The 17,048-nt window shown below is 60.3% G+C and carries 13 protein-coding genes; 5 read left to right on the top strand and 8 right to left on the bottom strand.

What is annotated here, in order from left to right; all coding sequences use genetic code 11:
• Positions 1-47: 47 nt before the first annotated feature.
• A complete protein-coding gene (rpoN, locus tag KQ659_RS18415) occupies positions 48-1,640 on the bottom strand; it encodes an RNA polymerase factor sigma-54 (protein WP_216679746.1) in 1,593 nt (530 codons plus the stop codon).
• Positions 1,641-1,914: 274 nt separating this feature from the next.
• Between rpoN and asnS the strand changes: the two genes are divergently transcribed.
• The gene (gene asnS / locus KQ659_RS18410) at positions 1,915-3,309 is read left to right on the top strand and encodes an asparagine--tRNA ligase (RefSeq protein ID WP_216679747.1); all 1,395 of its coding nucleotides are present in this window, start codon (positions 1,915-1,917) and stop codon (positions 3,307-3,309) included.
• 118 nt (positions 3,310-3,427) lie between these two features.
• Positions 3,428-5,065 carry an FAD-dependent oxidoreductase gene (locus KQ659_RS18405; protein ID WP_216679748.1) on the top strand — a complete coding sequence of 546 codons (1,638 nt, stop codon included), beginning with the start codon at positions 3,428-3,430 and terminating at the stop codon, positions 5,063-5,065.
• A gap of 189 nt (positions 5,066-5,254) precedes the next feature.
• Here the strand turns inward: KQ659_RS18405 and KQ659_RS18400 are convergent, their stop codons facing one another.
• From KQ659_RS18400 to KQ659_RS18390, 3 genes are all read right to left on the bottom strand, one after another.
• Positions 5,255-5,767, bottom strand: coding sequence for a hypothetical protein (locus KQ659_RS18400; protein WP_216679749.1), 513 nt, complete (start codon positions 5,765-5,767; stop codon positions 5,255-5,257).
• A 165-nt stretch (positions 5,768-5,932) separates the two neighbouring features.
• Positions 5,933-6,493, bottom strand: a complete 561-nt coding sequence (locus KQ659_RS18395; protein WP_216679750.1) for a hypothetical protein — start codon at positions 6,491-6,493, stop codon at positions 5,933-5,935.
• A 110-nt stretch (positions 6,494-6,603) separates the two neighbouring features.
• On the bottom strand, positions 6,604-7,395 hold the full coding sequence (locus KQ659_RS18390) for a hypothetical protein (protein WP_216679751.1): 792 nt from the start codon (positions 7,393-7,395) through the stop codon (positions 6,604-6,606).
• A gap of 410 nt (positions 7,396-7,805) precedes the next feature.
• On the opposite strand from KQ659_RS18390, the gene uvrA reads away from it, so the two are divergent.
• Complete coding sequence (gene uvrA, locus KQ659_RS18385; RefSeq protein ID WP_226915732.1) at positions 7,806-10,838, top strand: excinuclease ABC subunit UvrA; 3,033 nt, start codon at positions 7,806-7,808, stop codon at positions 10,836-10,838.
• 97 nt (positions 10,839-10,935) lie between these two features.
• On the opposite strand, the gene KQ659_RS18380 is transcribed toward uvrA, so the two are convergent.
• On the bottom strand, positions 10,936-11,538 hold the full coding sequence (locus tag KQ659_RS18380) for a DUF4142 domain-containing protein (protein WP_216679752.1): 603 nt from the start codon (positions 11,536-11,538) through the stop codon (positions 10,936-10,938).
• Positions 11,539-11,693: 155 nt separating this feature from the next.
• Positions 11,694-12,305 (bottom strand): DUF4142 domain-containing protein, encoded by a 612-nt coding sequence (locus tag KQ659_RS18375; RefSeq protein ID WP_216679753.1) that lies wholly within the window; start codon positions 12,303-12,305, stop codon positions 11,694-11,696.
• A 199-nt stretch (positions 12,306-12,504) separates the two neighbouring features.
• Between KQ659_RS18375 and KQ659_RS18370 the strand changes: the two genes are divergently transcribed.
• A complete protein-coding gene (locus KQ659_RS18370) occupies positions 12,505-13,344 on the top strand; it encodes a hypothetical protein (protein ID WP_216679754.1) in 840 nt (279 codons plus the stop codon).
• Between the two features lie 62 nt (positions 13,345-13,406).
• On the opposite strand, the gene KQ659_RS18365 is transcribed toward KQ659_RS18370, so the two are convergent.
• Positions 13,407-14,135: a 2-C-methyl-D-erythritol 4-phosphate cytidylyltransferase gene (locus KQ659_RS18365; RefSeq protein WP_216679755.1), complete on the bottom strand. Its 729-nt coding sequence runs from the start codon at positions 14,133-14,135 to the stop codon at positions 13,407-13,409.
• Between the two features lie 151 nt (positions 14,136-14,286).
• On the bottom strand, positions 14,287-15,336 hold the full coding sequence (queA, locus tag KQ659_RS18360; RefSeq protein ID WP_216685888.1) for a tRNA preQ1(34) S-adenosylmethionine ribosyltransferase-isomerase QueA: 1,050 nt from the start codon (positions 15,334-15,336) through the stop codon (positions 14,287-14,289).
• Positions 15,337-15,653: 317 nt separating this feature from the next.
• Here queA and KQ659_RS18355 point away from each other — a divergent pair, with 317 nt between their 5' ends.
• Complete coding sequence (locus KQ659_RS18355) at positions 15,654-16,916, top strand: ABC transporter permease (protein WP_216679756.1); 1,263 nt, start codon at positions 15,654-15,656, stop codon at positions 16,914-16,916.
• Positions 16,917-17,048 lie beyond the last annotated feature (132 nt).

The following is a 17,048-nucleotide window of genomic DNA, read 5'->3' as shown; positions in this document are numbered from 1 at the left end:
AGTCCGCGCTACTGTACAGCAACTCCGAAACTGCTCTGTTTTCTGATTTACAGTTCTTTGCGCAGCCGGGCCACCGGAATGTTCAACTGCTCGCGGTACTTGGCCACCGTTCGGCGGGCAATGTTGTAGCCCCTGGCGTTGAGCATTTTTTCCAGCTTGTCGTCGCTCAGCGGGCGCTCCTTGCTCTCCTTGCCGATGAGGTCTTTCAGGATGCTCTTCACCTCGCGGCTGCTGGCGTCCTCGCCCGAGTCGGTGGCAATGCCCTCGGAGAAGAAGTATTTCAACGGATAAATGCCGAACTCCGTCTGGATGGATTTCGAGTTCGCCACCCGGCTCACCGTCGAAATATCCATGCTAATCATCTGGGCAATATCCTTCAGAATCATGGGCTTGAGCTTGCTCTCGTCGCCTTCCACGAAGAACTCGCGCTGCAGCTCCACAATGGCGTTCATGGTGCGCAGCAACGTGTTCTGCCGCTGCCGGATGGCGTCGATAAACCACTTGGCCGAGTCCAGCTTCTGCTTCACGAAGGTAACGGCCTCCTTCATCTTGGTGTCCTTCTTGGCCGCCTTGTCGTAGGTCCGGAACATCTCGGTGTAGGTCGGGCTCACGCGCAGCTCGGGAGCGTTGCGGGCGTTCAGGGTCAGGTTGAACACGCCGTTATCGTTGGTCAGGATGAAGTCCGGCATCAGGTACTGCGTCTTGCCCAGGCCGCTGGGGCCACTGCCGCCCGGCTTGGGGTTCAGCTTCAGAATCACGTTGATGGCCTCCTTCAGCTCGTCCTCCTCCAGGTCCAGCTTTTGCTGAATACGGGCGTAGTGCTTCTTGCTGAACTCCTCAAACGTATCGGTCAATATCCGCTCGGCGTTCACCGTGTTCTCGTCCTGCGGGCGGCGCTCCAGCTGCAGCAGCAGGCACTCGGGCAGGTCGCGGGCCGCAATACCGGGCGGGTCGAAGCCGTGCACCACGCGCAGCACGGCCTCAATCTCGGCCACGGTCACCTCCAGGTTCTGCGAAAAAGCCAGGTCGTTGGCAATGGCCGAAAGGTCGCGCCGGATGTAGCCGTCGCCGTCAATCGAGCCGATGAGCTGCTGGCCAATGGCCTCCTGGCGCTCATCCAAATCGGCAAAGTGCAGTTGGTCAAGCAGCGAATCCAGGAGCGAGCCGCTGGTGTCGGCCAGGGGGGTGTCGCGCTCCTCTTCCTCGCCGGGGCCATCGCCCTGCATCTTGTAGCCCGCTATTTCGTCGTCGTTGAGGTAGTCGCTCAGGTCGAGGTCGGTGTTGTCGGGGGCGGCTTCGCTGTCCACCGGGCCTTCGTCCTTGGGCATTATTTCGGGCTCGGGCATTTCGTTGGCCATCTCCGATTCGCTGCCGCTGCGGTCATCAAAGTCTTCATCCAGCGTATTCTCGTCGTTGTCGAGGCTGGCGTCCGGGTCGTCCGAATCGTCGCTGTCGTCATCGTCGCGCTCCATTTCTTCGGTGTCGTCGGGCTCGTCTTCTTCCAGGGCCGGGTTCACCTCCATTTCCTCCTTGATGCGCGTCTCCAGCTCCGCCGTAGGAATCTGCAGCAGCTTGATAAACTGAATCTGCTGCGGGCTAAGCTTTTGCGAAAGGAGCTGTTTGAGGTCGAGGCGTTGCATAATTACGAAAGTACGGAAAGGCGGGGGCGGAGGTGAGTTCTACTAAACTTTGGCATGAAAAGTTGGTGGGCCGTGAGCTTTAGCCGAAGTACCGTAAGCTTTAGCTGGCGATGAGCGCAGCGAATAAGGACGGCCGCACCGTTCAACGATTTTACTCGCTACGCTCGTCGCAAGCGAAAGCTTACGGTACTTCGGCCAAAGCTTGCGATAATTCCACTAAAGCTTGCGGTACATTCCTACCTTTGACGTCTTACACTCCGCTTCCCCGCAAGTTATGTCCCTCAAACGGTCCACCGTCAAAGAACTCCTGGCCAGCCAGGACCTCGACCGCGAAGTCCTGGTTAAAGGCTGGGTTCGCTCCCGCCGCGGCAACAAATACGTGCAGTTCATCATCGTGAACGACGGCTCCACCATCCACACCATTCAGGCCGTGGCCGCCGCCGAGAATTTCCCCGAGGAAACCCTCAAGGACGTGGGCAACGGCGCGGCCGTGGCCATTCGCGGCACGCTGGTGGCCTCGCAGGGCAAGGGCCAGGCGGTGGAGATTCAGGCCACCGAAATCACGGTGCTGGGCGCGGCCGATGCCGAAGCCTACCCGCTGCAGAAGAAAGCCACCTCGCTGGAACACCTGCGCGATATCGCCCATTTGCGCCCCCGCACCAACACGTTTGGCGCGGTGCTGCGCATCCGGCACGCGCTGGCCTTCGCTGTGCACCAGTATTTCAACGACCACGGCTTCTACTACGTCCACACGCCCATCATCACCGGCTCCGATGCCGAGGGCGCGGGGCAGATGTTCCGCGTGACCACGCTGCCGGCCGATAAGCCGCCGCTGGCCGAGGACGGCTCGGTAGACTACACCCAGGACTTCTTCGGCAAGCAGACCAACCTCACCGTATCGGGCCAGCTCGAAGGCGAGCTGGCCGCCATGGCGCTGGGCAGCATCTACACATTCGGCCCTACCTTCCGGGCCGAGAACTCCAACACCGCCCGCCACCTGGCCGAGTTCTGGATGATTGAGCCCGAAGTGGCCTTCAACGAGCTCGAAGAAAACATGGACCTGGCCGAGGATTTCCTCCAGAGCCTGGTGAAGTACGCGCTGGCCAACTGCGCCGACGACCTCGCCTTCCTCAACGAGCAGTACGATAAGGAGCTGCTCACCCGCCTCAACTTCGTGGTGGATAATGCCTTCCAGCGCCTCACCTACACCGAGGCCGTCGAAATCCTGAAATCAGCCAAGCAGAAGTTCGAGTTTCCCGTGGATTGGGGCACCGATTTGCAGTCGGAGCACGAGCGTTACCTCGTCGAGAAGCACTTCAAGAAGCCCGTCATCCTGACCAATTATCCGAAGGAAATCAAGGCCTTCTACATGAAGCTGGACGACGATGGCCGCACCGTGCGCGCCATGGACGTGCTGTTTCCCGGCATCGGCGAAATCATCGGCGGCTCGCAGCGCGAGGAGGACTACACCAAGCTCACCACCCGCATGGCTGAGATGCACGTACCCACCGAAGACCTGGACTGGTACCTCGATACCCGCCGCTTCGGCACCGCGCCGCACGCCGGCTTCGGCCTGGGCTTCGAGCGCCTGGTGCTGTTCGTGACAGGCATGAGCAACATCCGCGACGTGATTCCCTTCCCGCGCTACCCCAAGAACGCGGCGTTTTAACCTCCACGCTCCACTATTCGATTGCAGAAAAGCGCCTCCGCCGGGGGCGCTTTTTTTGTGCGTGCTTAACCTTGCCGGCCCGCTGTCCGTTGCTACTTAGCACCAACCTCTTGCCCCTATGCTTCCCGAAATCGACCTCACCGACTCCGCCAGTCTGCCCGAAGGCGGCCTCAAATCCTTTCCCACGCCCAATGACGGCCCCCAGGTACTGCTCACCCGTCAGCAGGGCCGCGTCCACGCCTTTGCCGCGCACTGTCCGCACTACGGCGCGCCGCTCGAGAAGGGCCGGGTAGTGGGAGGGAAGCTGATTTGCCCTTGGCACCACGCCTGTTTCAAACTCGAGAGCGGCCACCTCTGCGAGCCGCCCGCTCTCGACGACCTGCCCGCCTTCGCCGTGCGCGAGGCCGACGGCCGCATCTGGGTGCAGCTGCCCGACAGCCCACCCGCCAGCACCGAGAAGCCCGCCGCTACTCCCACTGCCGAAGTAGGTGGCACCCCTCCCGCCGCCCTAGCCCAAGCGCCCGTCGATGCCCGCACCTTGGTCATCATCGGCGGCGGGGCGGCGGGCCAATACGCCGCCCAGACGCTGCGCCGCGAAGGATTTAAAGGACGCCTAGTCATGGTGTCGGCTGATGAAGCCGCACCCTACGACCGCACCAAGCTCAGCAAAGCCTACCTGGCCGGCAAGGCGAAACCTGCCGCGCTGCCGCTGCGCCAGCCCGAGTTCTACCAGCAGCAGCGCATTGAGCTCCTGACCAACACCCAGGCCACCGGCTTAGACCTGAAAAAGCAGGAAATCCACTTTGAAAACCACCCGCCGCTGCGCTACGACCAGCTGCTGCTGGCCCTCGGCGGCACGCCCAACACGCTGCCCAAGCTGCCGGGCCACGACCTGCCCGGCGTGCACACCCTCCGCACCCAGGCCGATGCAGATGCCATTCTGGAAGCCACCAAGGAGGCAAAGCAGGTGGTCGTCATCGGCTCCAGCTTTATTGGCATGGAAGCCGCGAGCAGTCTCGTCAGCGAAACGCGGCAGGTGACCGTGGTGGCGCAGGAAAAAGTGCCGTTTGAGCGGGTACTGGGGCCGGAAATCGGGCAGATGTTCCGCCAGCTGCACGAAGAGAAAAGCGTGCGGTTTGAAACCGAAGCCGAGGTAACGGCCCTCCTGGGCGAAGGCGGCCACGTAAGCGGCGTGCAGCTGAAATCGGGCAAAATTCTGCCCGCCGAGGCCGTGGTGCTGGGCGTGGGCGTGCGCCCGGCCACCGGGTTTCTGAAAGATGTTTTCGACCTTGGAAAAGACGGTAGCGTGCCGGTTGATGCGCAGCTGCGGGCCGCCGAAAACGTGTATGCCGCCGGTGATATCGCCCGCTTCCCGTTGGCGCCCGGTGGCGCGCCCACCCGCATCGAGCACTGGCGGCTGGCCCAGCAGCACGGCCATACTGCCGCCCGCAACATGCTGGGCCGGCAGGAAGCATTCACCGCCGCTCCGTTTTTCTGGACGCAGCAGTTTGGCAAGAGCCTGCGCTACGCCGGCCACGCCGAGCAGTGGGACGAAATCATATATCATGGTGTAGTAGCGCAGCAGAATTTCCTGGCGTTTTACGTGCAGGCGGGCCGCATCGTGGCCGTGGCCGGCATGGGCCGCGACACGGCGATGCTCTACATCACCGAGCTATTGGGCCGGAATGCAATGCCCAATCCGGCCAGCATCAGCCCCGAAACCGACTGGGCCACGTTGGACGAAAACGCGGAATAAACCCGGGCCCTCAACAAAAAAGGCTGCCCATATGGGCAGCCTTTTCTAAATCTGGAGCCGTTGCTCCGGTCCGACCGCCTAGGCGGTCGGACCGGAGCAACTGTCTACTGTTCGATAGCCGTTAAATAAATCCGGGCAAGGACAAGCCACATGGGCAGCTTTCTTCGCTTCTGATGGCATCACATTCGCTTAGTCGCGGTCGTGGCCCCTGCCATGACCGTTGCCGTTGCCACGGCCGTTTCCGCGGCCGCGGTCATCCTCACGGCCTTCGCGGTAGCCTTCCCGGTAAAGCTTTTTGGCCTGGCCGGGGGGAAGGCCGCGCTGGCGTACTATCACGGGGCGGGGCTGCACCACCACTACGCGGCGGGGGTAGCGGTCGCGGTGCGCGCCCACGTACACCCAGGGCTGGCGGCCCCGGTAGTCGAGCACCATGGGGTGGAACTGGTAGGGGTCGTAGCCGTCCACCACGGCCACGGGCAGCCACTGGCCATTGCGGTACACGATGTACTGCTGGGCGTAGAGGTCGTAGTACCCGTCAATTTCGGGGATGTAGTAGAACTGGGTGCCTTGCGGCACGGCCGGACCCCAGGCGGGGCGCCCCACGTTCACATCAACATTTACCTGGGCCTGAGCAGGGGCGGGAGTTGCGAAAACGGCAAAAGCACCGAAAGCAAGGGCGAGGAGCGGCTGATGGTATTTCATAGCGGAAAAATGGAAAAAACGGAAAAGATTGTCCGGGGTTAGCCAGATAGTCTTCCTAATGCAAACCAGACTCAAAACATAAAAGAGCCTCTTTTCTGACCATAAGAGAAGCGCTTCTTTTATGGTCAGAAAAGTGCGCTGGCCAGTGTCAAAGGGCCGGCAGGGCTAGTGGTTGCCTTTGCCTTTGCCGTGGCCTTTGCCTTCGTGCTCATACTCGTGTTTGTCGTGCTCGTATTCGTGTTTGTCGTGCTCGTATTCGTGTTTGTCGTGCTCGTATTCGTGTTTGTCCTGCTTGTCTTTTTTGCCGTGTTCTTCCACGTAATAGGTGCCGCCGACGGGCACCAGTACGGTGCCTTTTTTGAGCTTCTTGGCGTGGCCGTAGGGGTTGCCGTGCTTGGGGTACTTCACCTTATACTCTTCGTAGCGCACCCAGGGCTGCGCACCCACGTAATCGACCACTACGGGGTGAAAGTTGCCGGTGTTATAGCCGCTCAGCGTGGCCGTCCGAACCCATTTGCCATTGCGTGATACCACGTACTGGCGGGCCGGTACATCGTAGAAACCATTAGTTTCGGGGATGTAGTAATACTGGGCGCCCTGCGGCACGGCCGGGCCCCAGTTGGGCGGCGTGATATTGATATTAATCTGGGCATGCGCCTCTGGGGTGACCGCGAGGGCAGCCCCGCCAAGCAGTACGGCGCACAATAGGGTGGGAAGCAATTTCATGAGTGTGTTGGGTTGGTTGAAAATAAGAGTATTCGGTGCCGTACAGGCAATGCCGGATGGCCCTATACTGGGTTTAACCCAAGTGGGTTGGTACGGGCTGAATTTGAAGTTTAATCTCGGCCGTGGCCCCGGCCGCCACCTTGGTTGCCGTCGTTGCCGCGTCCGCCGCCGTCGTTGCCGCGTCCGCCGCCGTCGTTGCCGCGTCCGCCGCCGTTGTTACCGCCGCCTTGGCCGGGATTGTAGCCCCCGTCCCCTTGCTGGGGCTGTTGCGTGGGCTGCTGGGGCATCGGATTGCTGCGCGGAGTATTGTTGCCGCCGGAGTAATGGCCGCGGTTGTCACGGTCGTTGCCCCGATTGTCGTTGCCCCAACGGCCGCCTCGGTCATCGTGGTCATTGCCCCGATTGTTGTTGCCCCGGTAGCCGCCCCGGTCGTCGCGGTCGTGGTCGCCGTAGTTGCGGCCGTTGGAGTAGCCACCGCGGGTGTCGTAGCGGGGGCGGCCGTAGCTATTGCCGTAACCACGGTTGTAGTAGCCCGGGCTAGGGCCGTAGTTACGGTAGGGCCGGTAGGCGTAGCGCTGGCGGTAGTAATCAACCCGCAGCCAGGGCTGGGCCCCGCGATAGTCCACAATAACGGGGTGGAACTGGTAGGGGTCGTAGCCATAAAGCTGCGGCAGCGGCACCCAGTAGCCGTCCTGAAACACAATGTACTGCTGGTTGTAGAGGTCGTAGTAGCCGTCGATTTCGGGGATGTAGTAATACTGCGTGCCGTAGGGAACCTGCGGCCCCCAGGCCGGGGTGCCAATATTAATATTTACCCCCACCTGGGCCTGAGCGGCCGGGGCCGTAAACAGCGCAAACGCGCCCACCAGGGCCGCGCCAATAAATTTTGCGAGGGGTTTCATGGTAAGAGATTGATAAAATAGGACTTACGCATTTGAAGCACTAACTAACTGAAAAACAGCAATATAACAAACATGCGTCTTGAATGTAAGTCGTTGATTTTCAGGTTACACAGCTTTTGAAGTGCGTAAGTCCTATAAAAGTAAGCTGGCCCATAACGGTGCTGCCACTTTAATAGATGCAAGGCAAGTGCCAGAGTGCCCGGCCAGCCGGTGGTTGGGCCAAAACATTCGCCCAATTGCCCAAAATCAACGCCTATTTATTTTCCGTGGGATTGCTGGGGACAAATACCCCCCGTTTGGGGTTGTACCCCGACGCCCGGCGGCGTCAGTCCTCGTCTTATCTCGTTGCCCGGGCTAGCTATCGGGCGGCGCTTTCCGTACTTTTGCGAACTTATTCGCTGCGTTTCTGAATGGCCAAAAAATCCACTGCTACCCCGGTTGCCAAAGCTCCTAAAGCCCCGGCCGCCGCTAAGAAAAAACCGGTTGCTAATGGCGTAGCCGTGGCGGCCGAAATGGCAGCTGCCGTGCGTGATATTGCCGAAATCCCGGCGGCCGGCCCCGTTACCGGGCACGTCCACGGTCAGCTTAACGGCCATAGCCCCGCCTCGCAGTACCTGGAAGCCCAGTACATTGAGGTGTACGGCGCGCGCGAGCACAACTTGAAGAACGTAACGGTTAAAATTCCGCGCAATCGGCTGGTGGTGTTCACGGGCATTTCGGGCTCGGGTAAGAGCAGCCTGGCGTTCGATACCATTTATGCCGAGGGGCAGCGGCGGTACATGGAGACGTTTTCGGCCTATGCCCGCAGCTTCATGGGCGGGCTGGAGCGGCCCGACGTGGACAAGATTGAGGGCCTGTCGCCGGTTATCAGCATCGAGCAGAAAACCACCTCGCGCAACCCGCGCTCCACGGTGGGCACCATCACCGAAATCTATGATTTCCTGCGCCTGCTGTATGCCCGCACGGCCGAAGCCTTCAGCTACGCTACCGGCGAGAAGATGATTCGGCAGAGCGACGACCAGATTATCAACTTTCTCCTCAAGCACTTCGACGGCAAAAAGCTGGTGGTGCTGGCCCCCGTGGTGAAGGGCCGCAAGGGCCACTACCGCGAAGATTTCCAGAAGATTGCCAAGCTGGGCTTCACCAAGGTGCGCGTCGATGGCGAAATCCTCGACATCACGCCCAAGATGCAGGTGGACCGCTACAAGATTCACGACATCGAAATCGTGATTGACCGGCTGCTGGTGAAGGAGGAGGACCGGTTCCGTCTCTCGGGCTCGGTGCAGAATGCCCTCACGCACGGCAAAGGCACCATGCTGGTGCTCGACCCCGATGCCAAAAAGGCCACGCCGCAGTTCTTCTCGCGCTTTTTGATGGACCCGGCCACCGGCATCGCCTACGACGACCCGGCACCCAATACCTTCTCATTCAACTCGCCCTACGGCGCGTGCCCGACCTGCAACGGCCTGGGCGAGGTGCAGGAAATTACGGAAGAAGCTGTGCTGCCCGACCGCAAGCTGAGCATCAGCCGGGGCGGCATCGCGCCGCTGGGCGAGTACCGCGACATCTGGATTTTTCAGCAGCTCCAGCTCATTCTCAAGAAGAACAAAGCCACGCTGAACACGCCGATTGAGAAGATATCGGAAGACCTGCTCCATGCCCTGCTCCACGGCATTTCGGAGGACGAGGCCGACAGCGGCAAGGGCCTGTATAATGAGGTGTTCGAGGGCATTATTCCCTTCCTGCGCCGGCAGATGGACTCGGAATCTGACAACATTCGGGAGTGGATTGCGCAGTACGCGCAGGCCCAGCCCTGCCCCGAGTGCCACGGCTACCGCCTCAAAAAGGAAAGCCTGCACTTTAAAATGGATGGCAAGCACATCGGCGAGCTGTCGGTGATGGACCTCAACGACCTGGCCGCCTGGTTTGAGGGGCTGGAAAGCCGCCTGACCGACCGCCAGAACGTGATTGCCCGCGAGCTGCTCAAGGAAATCCGCAAGCGCATCGGCTTCCTGCTCGAAGTGGGCCTCGACTACCTGAACCTGCACCGTCCGGTACGCACGCTGAGCGGCGGCGAAAGCCAGCGCATTCGCCTCGCCACCCAGATTGGCACCCAGCTCGTGGGCGTGCTCTACATCATGGACGAGCCCAGCATTGGCCTGCACCAGCGCGACAACGAGCGGCTCATCAAGGCCCTGCAGCACCTGCGCGACATCGGCAACTCGGTGATTGTGGTGGAGCACGACAAGGACATGATTCTGCACGCCGACCACGTGCTGGACATTGGCCCCGGCGCGGGCATCCACGGCGGCCACATCGTGGCCCAGGGCACACCGCAGGAGATTTTCAACTCCGGCTCGCTTACCTCGCAGTACCTCAGTGGCCAGAAGCACATTGAGATGCAAAAGAAGAAGCGCAAGGGCGAAGGCGTGGATTTGGTGCTGAAGGGTGCGAAGGGCAACAATCTCAAAAACGTGACCCTGAAGGTGCCGCTGGGCAAGCTGGTGGCTGTAACGGGCGTATCGGGCTCGGGCAAATCCACGCTCATCCACGACACGCTGTACCCCATTCTCAACCAGCATTTCTTCAACGCCAAGCGCGAGCCGCTGGCTTATAGCGGCATCGAAGGGCTGGAGTTTATTGATAAGGTGATTGAGGTGGACCAGTCGCCTATTGGCCGTACGCCGCGCTCAAACCCGGCCACCTACACGGGCGTATTCACCGAAATCCGCCAGCTGTTTGGCGAGATGGCGGAGGCCAAAATCCGCGGCTACGGCCCCGGCCGCTTCTCCTTCAACGTGAAGGGCGGGCGTTGCGAAACCTGCGAGGGCGCGGGTATCCGCACCATCGAGATGAACTTCCTGCCCGACGTGCACGTGCCCTGCGAAACCTGCAAAGGCCGCCGCTACAACCGCGAAACCCTGGAAGTACGCTTCAAGGGCAAGTCCATCACCGACATTCTCGACATGACTGTGGAGAAGGCCGTGGAGTTCTTCGAATACCAGCCCCGCATCCTGCGTAAAATCAAGACCCTGAACGAAGTAGGTCTCGGCTACCTCACGCTGGGCCAGCAGGCCACCACGCTAAGCGGCGGCGAGGCCCAGCGCGTGAAGCTCGCCACCGAGCTCAGCAAAAAGGACACTGGTAAAACCTTCTACATCCTCGACGAGCCCACCACCGGCCTGCACTTTGAGGATATTAGTCACCTGGCGGACGTGCTCCAGAAGCTGGCCGACAAAGGCAATACCGTCCTCATCATCGAGCACAATCTCGACCTGATTAAAGTGGCCGACTACGTCATCGACATCGGCCCCGAAGGCGGCGCGGCCGGCGGCATGATTGTCGCCCAGGGCACACCCGAGCAGGTGGCCAAGTCCGGCAAGGGCCACACCGCCCGCTTTCTGGCCGAGGAGTTGAAAACCAGCAAGTACGCTACGGCGTAAGCCCCCCTTTCTAACGCTAAAAAGCCAGAGCGCAGCGGCCCTATCGGATATCGATAAGGCCGCTGCGCTCTGGCTTTTTAGCGTTAGAAAGGGGGGCTTACTTCCGCTCGTCGGCGCGCTTGTACAGCTCTTCGATTTGTTGCAGGTGGGCGCGCAGGTTGGGCAGGGCCTGGGCCGCAAAGGCGCGCAGCTCGGCGTTGCTGAGCTGCGTGGCGGCGGCGGCATAGCGCTGCACGTCGCGCTCGTGGGCATCTTTCAGGCTGCGCAGGTACTTCTTGTCGAAGCCGAAGTATTTGCGGTCGTCCACGTCGTTGTAGTGGTCGCGGTCGTCATCGCTCATCATCCGGGGCAGGGTAATGTTGGCGCGGCCGGCAATGGCTTCCAGCTCCTGGTCCATCTTGGTGTGCTCGGTTTCAATGGTTTTGGCCCATTCCTTCACCTCCAGCGCAATGGCCTTCTGCTGGGCCAGCTTGCTGATGGCTACTTCGAGCTGGTTGCTACTGGAAGCGGCCACCGCGAAATCGGCATCGTAGTCAAGTCTTTTCTTCACTTGCTCGGGCGTTTCGATGGCGGCGGCCACGGTTTCGTTGCGGCGCTCGTTGGCTTTGTTGGCCTGCTGCACGGCATCCTGCGAGCCGGTGCAGGAGGCAAGGCCCGCGACGGTGAAGGAAAGGAGGAGAACGTTGAATTGCTTTTTCATGGAGGAACTATTGGGTGTGAGGAGTCGGGCCATTTTGGGTCCGTCTCGGAATCATATCCTTGTTCTTTACGCGCTCAAGCCGAAACAGATAAAAAAAGCCGCTCTTGGAGCGGCTTTTTTTATCTGTTTCGGTGGCTCAAAACCCATCGGTTTGATTATGGTAGCTTGTCGGCCACATCGGCCGCATCCTTCGCCGCATCAAGCTGTTCCTGCACCGGCCCGTGGAACTTGGCCGCGAAGCCGCGAATGTCGCCGTCATACCCATCATCGCTCATGTCGTCGAAGGCGTCTTCGTCCTGCTTCTGGGCTTTCACCAGCAGGGCCATCAGGTATTTATCGAGCTGCGTACCGGGTTGGGTGCTGGCTTCGTGGTAGGCCTGCTGCTCATCGCCGCCGAGGGCGGCGGGCACGGTCAGTCCCTTGGCGGCGGCCAGGGTGCGCAAGGTGCCCAGCAGCTCCAGGCGCTGCGGTACCAGGCGGGCCCCGTAGCTGCGCACGGCGGGGGAGGTGGCGCGGGCCTGGGCCAGCTTGCCCAGCTCTACTTCGAGCAAGGCATTGCTGGTGCTCTTAACGAGAAATTCAGCATCGGCCTGCTGCTTCTTGGTGATGTCGGCGGTGTCAATTTTTTTCTCGTTCTGCGCCATGGCATTGTCCACGGCATCGGCGTTGCTGCCGTTGCCCGAGCAGCTGCCGAGTAACGGCAGTGCAACCGCCAGCTGCCAGAAAAACCGGCGCGGCAGGAAAGTAGAATGGAGGAAATGATGCATGAGGGGGCCGAAAAGCGCGCGACTATTTTGGCCGGGCGTGCAGGCTATACGGCCGGCTGAAAATGGGGTTTGACCGAAAGCATCGCAATATTTATTTCGACCGCTTAAACCCGGCGGTATCTTCCGCTTCCAACCGACCACAAACGCAGTGCTTCGTCCTGTTTCTCACTTTATTCCCAACCCGTTTTTCACCTTCGTTATGCGTACCGCAACTCTCCGTTCCTTCGCCCTGGCCTGCCTGGCCAGCGCTGCCCTGCTCACCACTGGCTGCAACCGCAACAACGACGCTACGCCCACTGACGACATCACCACGGCCGAAGACCGCACCGACGACAACTCCGAAACCGGCATGAGCTCCGAAGCCGCCCAGATGGCCGGCCCCACCGACCCGCAGGTGCAGGGCTCAACCAACATCATCGGCGATGCCGATTTCCGCGCCCGCTTCGGCAGCTGCGCCACCCGCAGCTATGATTTTAACACCAAAACCCTCACCATCGATTTCGGCACTACCAACTGCCTGTGCGCCGATGGCCGCTACCGCCGCGGTAAAATCCTGGTGCGCTTCACCACCGACATAAACCGCCGCACGGCCGGCGCCGTGGTTACCCGCGTCGATTACTTCGTGAACGATAACCAGCATACTGCCACCCGTATCTTCACCGACATGGGCAGCGGCTCGTTCACCGTTGATGTGACCAACGCCAGCATCATCCGCGCCAACAATGGCGGCACCCATTCCTGGACCGCCAACTGGACCTTTACCCGCACCGCCGGCTTCGGCACCCCGCAGGTTTCCGACGACGTGTACAGCGTAACCGGCTCGGCCACCGGCACCAACCGCAAAAATGTAGGCTACACCGCCACCATCCAGAACCCCCTCATCAAGCGCGCCGACTGCCCCAAATACTTCGTGCAGGGCACCACGGTCATCACCAACACCAGCAGCAAGTCGATGACGCTGGACTATGGCACCGGCACCTGCGACAACGTGGCCACCGTCACCGTGAACGGCCATACCCGCACCATTGCCCTGCGCTAGTTGCGGGGTTGAGTTTCGCGCGAAACAAAAAAGCCGCCCCGATGAGGGCGGCTTTTTTGCGTTTAAATGCCCGCTGCCAGCAGGGCTTCGGCCACCACTAGGTCATCGGGCGTCGTTATTTTCAGGTTGCGATAGTCGCCTTCTACCAGCTGCACGCGGCACAGGTCGTCTACCACCGTCGCGTCGTCGGTGAAGGTGGCCAGTTCGGGCATGGCGTAGGCGCGGCGCAGCAGGTCGATTTCGAAGGTTTGAGGCGTTTGCATCAGGCGCAGGCGGCTGCGGTTCTGGGCCGCCGAGTCGTGCTGCGACACCAGTCGGACCGAGTCCTTGGGCATCACGGCGGCAGCGGCGGCGGCGTGGGTGGCGGCGGCGGCGTAGGTACGTTCCACCACCAGGCGCGACACTAGCGGCCGCACGCCATCGTGCACCGCCACCAAGCCTTCGGGGTGCCCTTGTAGCGCCGCCAGGCCCGCCTTCACCGAGGCCCAGCGCGTGGCCCCGCCCGCCACCAGCCGGTGCGGAACAGCAATGCTGAACTGCGCGCATAGCGCCTGCCAGATATCAAGCTGGTCGGCGGGCAGCACCACCACAATGTCCGCCACGCCCAGGGCTGGCTCGGCAAAGCGGCGCAGTGTGTGCAGCAGTACGGGCTCGCCGCGCAGCAGCAAAAACTGCTTGGGCCGGTCGGCCCCCATGCGGGTGCCGCTGCCGCCCGCCACCAGAATGGCAAACCTGGGGACTTGGTTGTAAAGGGACTTAGGGTCTTGGGAACTTGGGGACTTGGGTTTCATTGGTGCGAAGTTCTGACAAAAGAAAAGCGCCGACGTTCCGGAAAGAACATCGGCGCTCAAAAAAAGCGGCGCTCAAAAAAGTCAGTAGTCAGTCAATAGGAAAGACGGGCCGGAAAAAAACCAAGTCCCGAAGCCTCTAAGTCCCCAAAAACTACAGAATCAGCATCGCGTCGCCGTAGCTGAAGAAGCGGTACTTCTCCTTGATGGCCTGCTTGTAGGCTTCCATCATCAGGGGGTAGCCGGCGAAGGCCGCCGCCAGCATGATGAGCGTGCTCTCCGGCATGTGGAAGTTGGTAAGCATGCAGTTCGCGATTTTGAAATCGTGGGGCGGGAAGATGAACCGGTCAATCCAGCCCTGCGTGGGCTTCATGCGGGCATTTGCCGACACCGAGGCTTCCATGGCGCGTACGGTGGTGGTGCCCACGGCGCACACTTTCTTCTTGGTATCGAGGGCCTTGTTCACTATCTCGCAGGCCGGAGCCGTCACGATGAAGTTCTCCGAGTCCATTTTGTGCTTGGTCAGGTCTTCCACATCTACCGTGCGGAACGTGCCCAGGCCCACGTGCAGCGTCACAAACGCCGGCTCGATGCCCTTGATTTCCATGCGCTTCATCACCTCGCGGGTGAAGTGCAGGCCGGCCGAAGGAGCCGCCACGGCGCCAATGTTCTCGGCGTAGATGGTCTGGTAGCGCTCCTTGTCGGCGGGCTCGGTTTCGCGGTTGATAACCTCTTTCGGAATCGGGGTTTCGCCCAGCTCGTACAGCGCCTTACGGAACTCCTCGTCGGTGCCATCAAACAAAAATTTGATGGTGCGGCCGCGCGAAGTCGTATTGTCAATTACTTCGGCAACCATGTCCGACTCGCCGAAGTACAGCTTGTTGCCGACGCGGATTTTGCGGGCGGGGTCCACCAGCACGTCCCACAGGCGGAGCTCCTTGTTCAGCTCGCGCAACAGGAAAACCTCGATTTTGGCACCGGTTTTTTCCTTATTGCCGTAGAGGCGGGCCGGGAAAACCTTGGTGTCGTTGAACACCATTACATCGCCCTCGCTGAAATAGTCGAGAATATCCTTAAAGTTACGGTGCTCAATTTGGCCAGTGGCGCGGTGCACCACCATCAGGCGGCTCTCGTCACGGTTGCGGGCGGGGTGCAATGCCACCAGCTCCTCAGGGAGTTCAAATTTGAACTCGTGCAATTTCATCGCCATAGGGCAGTATTTGGGGGAATATACGGAAATTTGGGGAGGCAAAAGTACGGCTTTTATTTGGATATTGTTTTTTTGGTGAAAACGGTTCGTTCCTTATCCATCTGTCATCCTTTAATCTGGCCTCCGCGCAGCGAAGGACCTTGGTAGGTTTGCTCGGCCTGAATTAATCCAAACTGCTCAAACGTGATAAGGTCCTTCGCAAGCTCAGGATGACAGATGGACGATAGCCGCAAGCCCTCGTCGGCGCAACTTCCCCGTAGGTTTCCGTCTTTTGAGCTCGGAAGCAGCTTTATCCGTGTCCGCCCTCCCTTATGCTGAACCTGCGCCTCACCCTCGAAAGCTTTCTGTTTGCCTGGGATGCTTTGAAATCCAACCTGTTGCGTACCATTCTGTCGCTGCTGGGCGTCACGGTCGGCATCTTTGCCATCATTGCCGTCTTCACCATCGTCGATTCGCTGGAGGCCAACGTGCGCAGTAGCCTCGACTTTGTGGGCGACAAGATTATCTACGTGCAGAAATGGCCCTTTGAGTTTAGTTCCGATTTTCCATGGTGGAAGTATTTCCAGCGGCCCGTGCCCACGCCGCGCGAATACCAGCAGCTGCGCCAGCAGCTGGGCCCCAATAACAAAGGCATTGCCATCTTCGCCGCCAATAGCGGCAACACCCTGAAATCCGGATCTAACTCGGTGTCCGACTGCGTACTGCAGGGCGTGAGCTACGATTTTCGCGTGGTGAGCAACGTGCCCATCAAGGAAGGCCGCTACTTCACCAACCAGGAAATGGACGCCGCCCGGCCCGTAGCCATCATCGGGGCCACCATTGCCGAAAACCTGTTTCCGAACGGCAATGCGCTGGGCCGGCAGTTCAAGGCACGCGGCCAGAACTTCACGGTGATTGGCGTGATGGAAAAGGAAGGCAAAAAACTCATCACCATTTCCAGCAACGACGCCAACTGCATCATTCCGTTCCCGATGTTCATGAAAATGTTTGCGCTCAGCACCACCGGCTTCGGCGGTGGTCCCAGCGCCAGCATTGCCGTGAAAGGCCGCGACCAGGACGAGGGACTGCTCGATTTGGAGTACGAAATGCGCGGCGTTATGCGCAACATCCGCGGCCTGAAGCCCCGCGAAGATGACAACTTCGCCCTGAACCGGCCCGAAATGATTGCCTCGGCCGTGGGCAAGCTCTTCAGCGTCATTGGGTTGGTGGGGGGCGTTATCGGCTCATTCGCCATTCTGGTGGGCGGCTTCGGCATTGCCAACATCATGTTTGTGAGCGTGCGCGAGCGCACCAACATCATCGGAATTCAGAAGTCGCTGGGGGCCAAGAACTTCTTTATCCTGTTTCAATTTCTGTTCGAAGCCGTATTTCTGTGCCTGATTGGGGGCGCGGCGGGCATTGCGCTGGTGTGGCTCGTGACCCTGATTCCGCAGGATGCCCTGCCGCTCACCATGTCGGCGGCCCGGGTGATGCTGGGGCTGCTTATTTCGGTGGCCATCGGCATCATCGCCGGCATTGTGCCCGCCGTGCTGGCTGCTAATCTGGACCCGGTAATTGCCATCCGGGCCAAGTAGGGAAGGCCCCCGTCTCGTAACCGGCTGCCCCAAACGAACGTCATAAAGCAAAAAGAACGCGATGCTGAGCGCAGTCGAAGCATCGCTACCGCAGTAGTAATTACTCGCATGGTGGCGATGCTTCGACTACGC

The organism is Hymenobacter siberiensis (assembly GCF_018967865.2).
In the GTDB taxonomy this organism is placed as follows: domain Bacteria; phylum Bacteroidota; class Bacteroidia; order Cytophagales; family Hymenobacteraceae; genus Hymenobacter; species Hymenobacter siberiensis.
The sequence above is the reverse complement of the archived record's forward strand: the minus strand, read 5'-3'. Positions and strand labels throughout refer to the sequence as shown.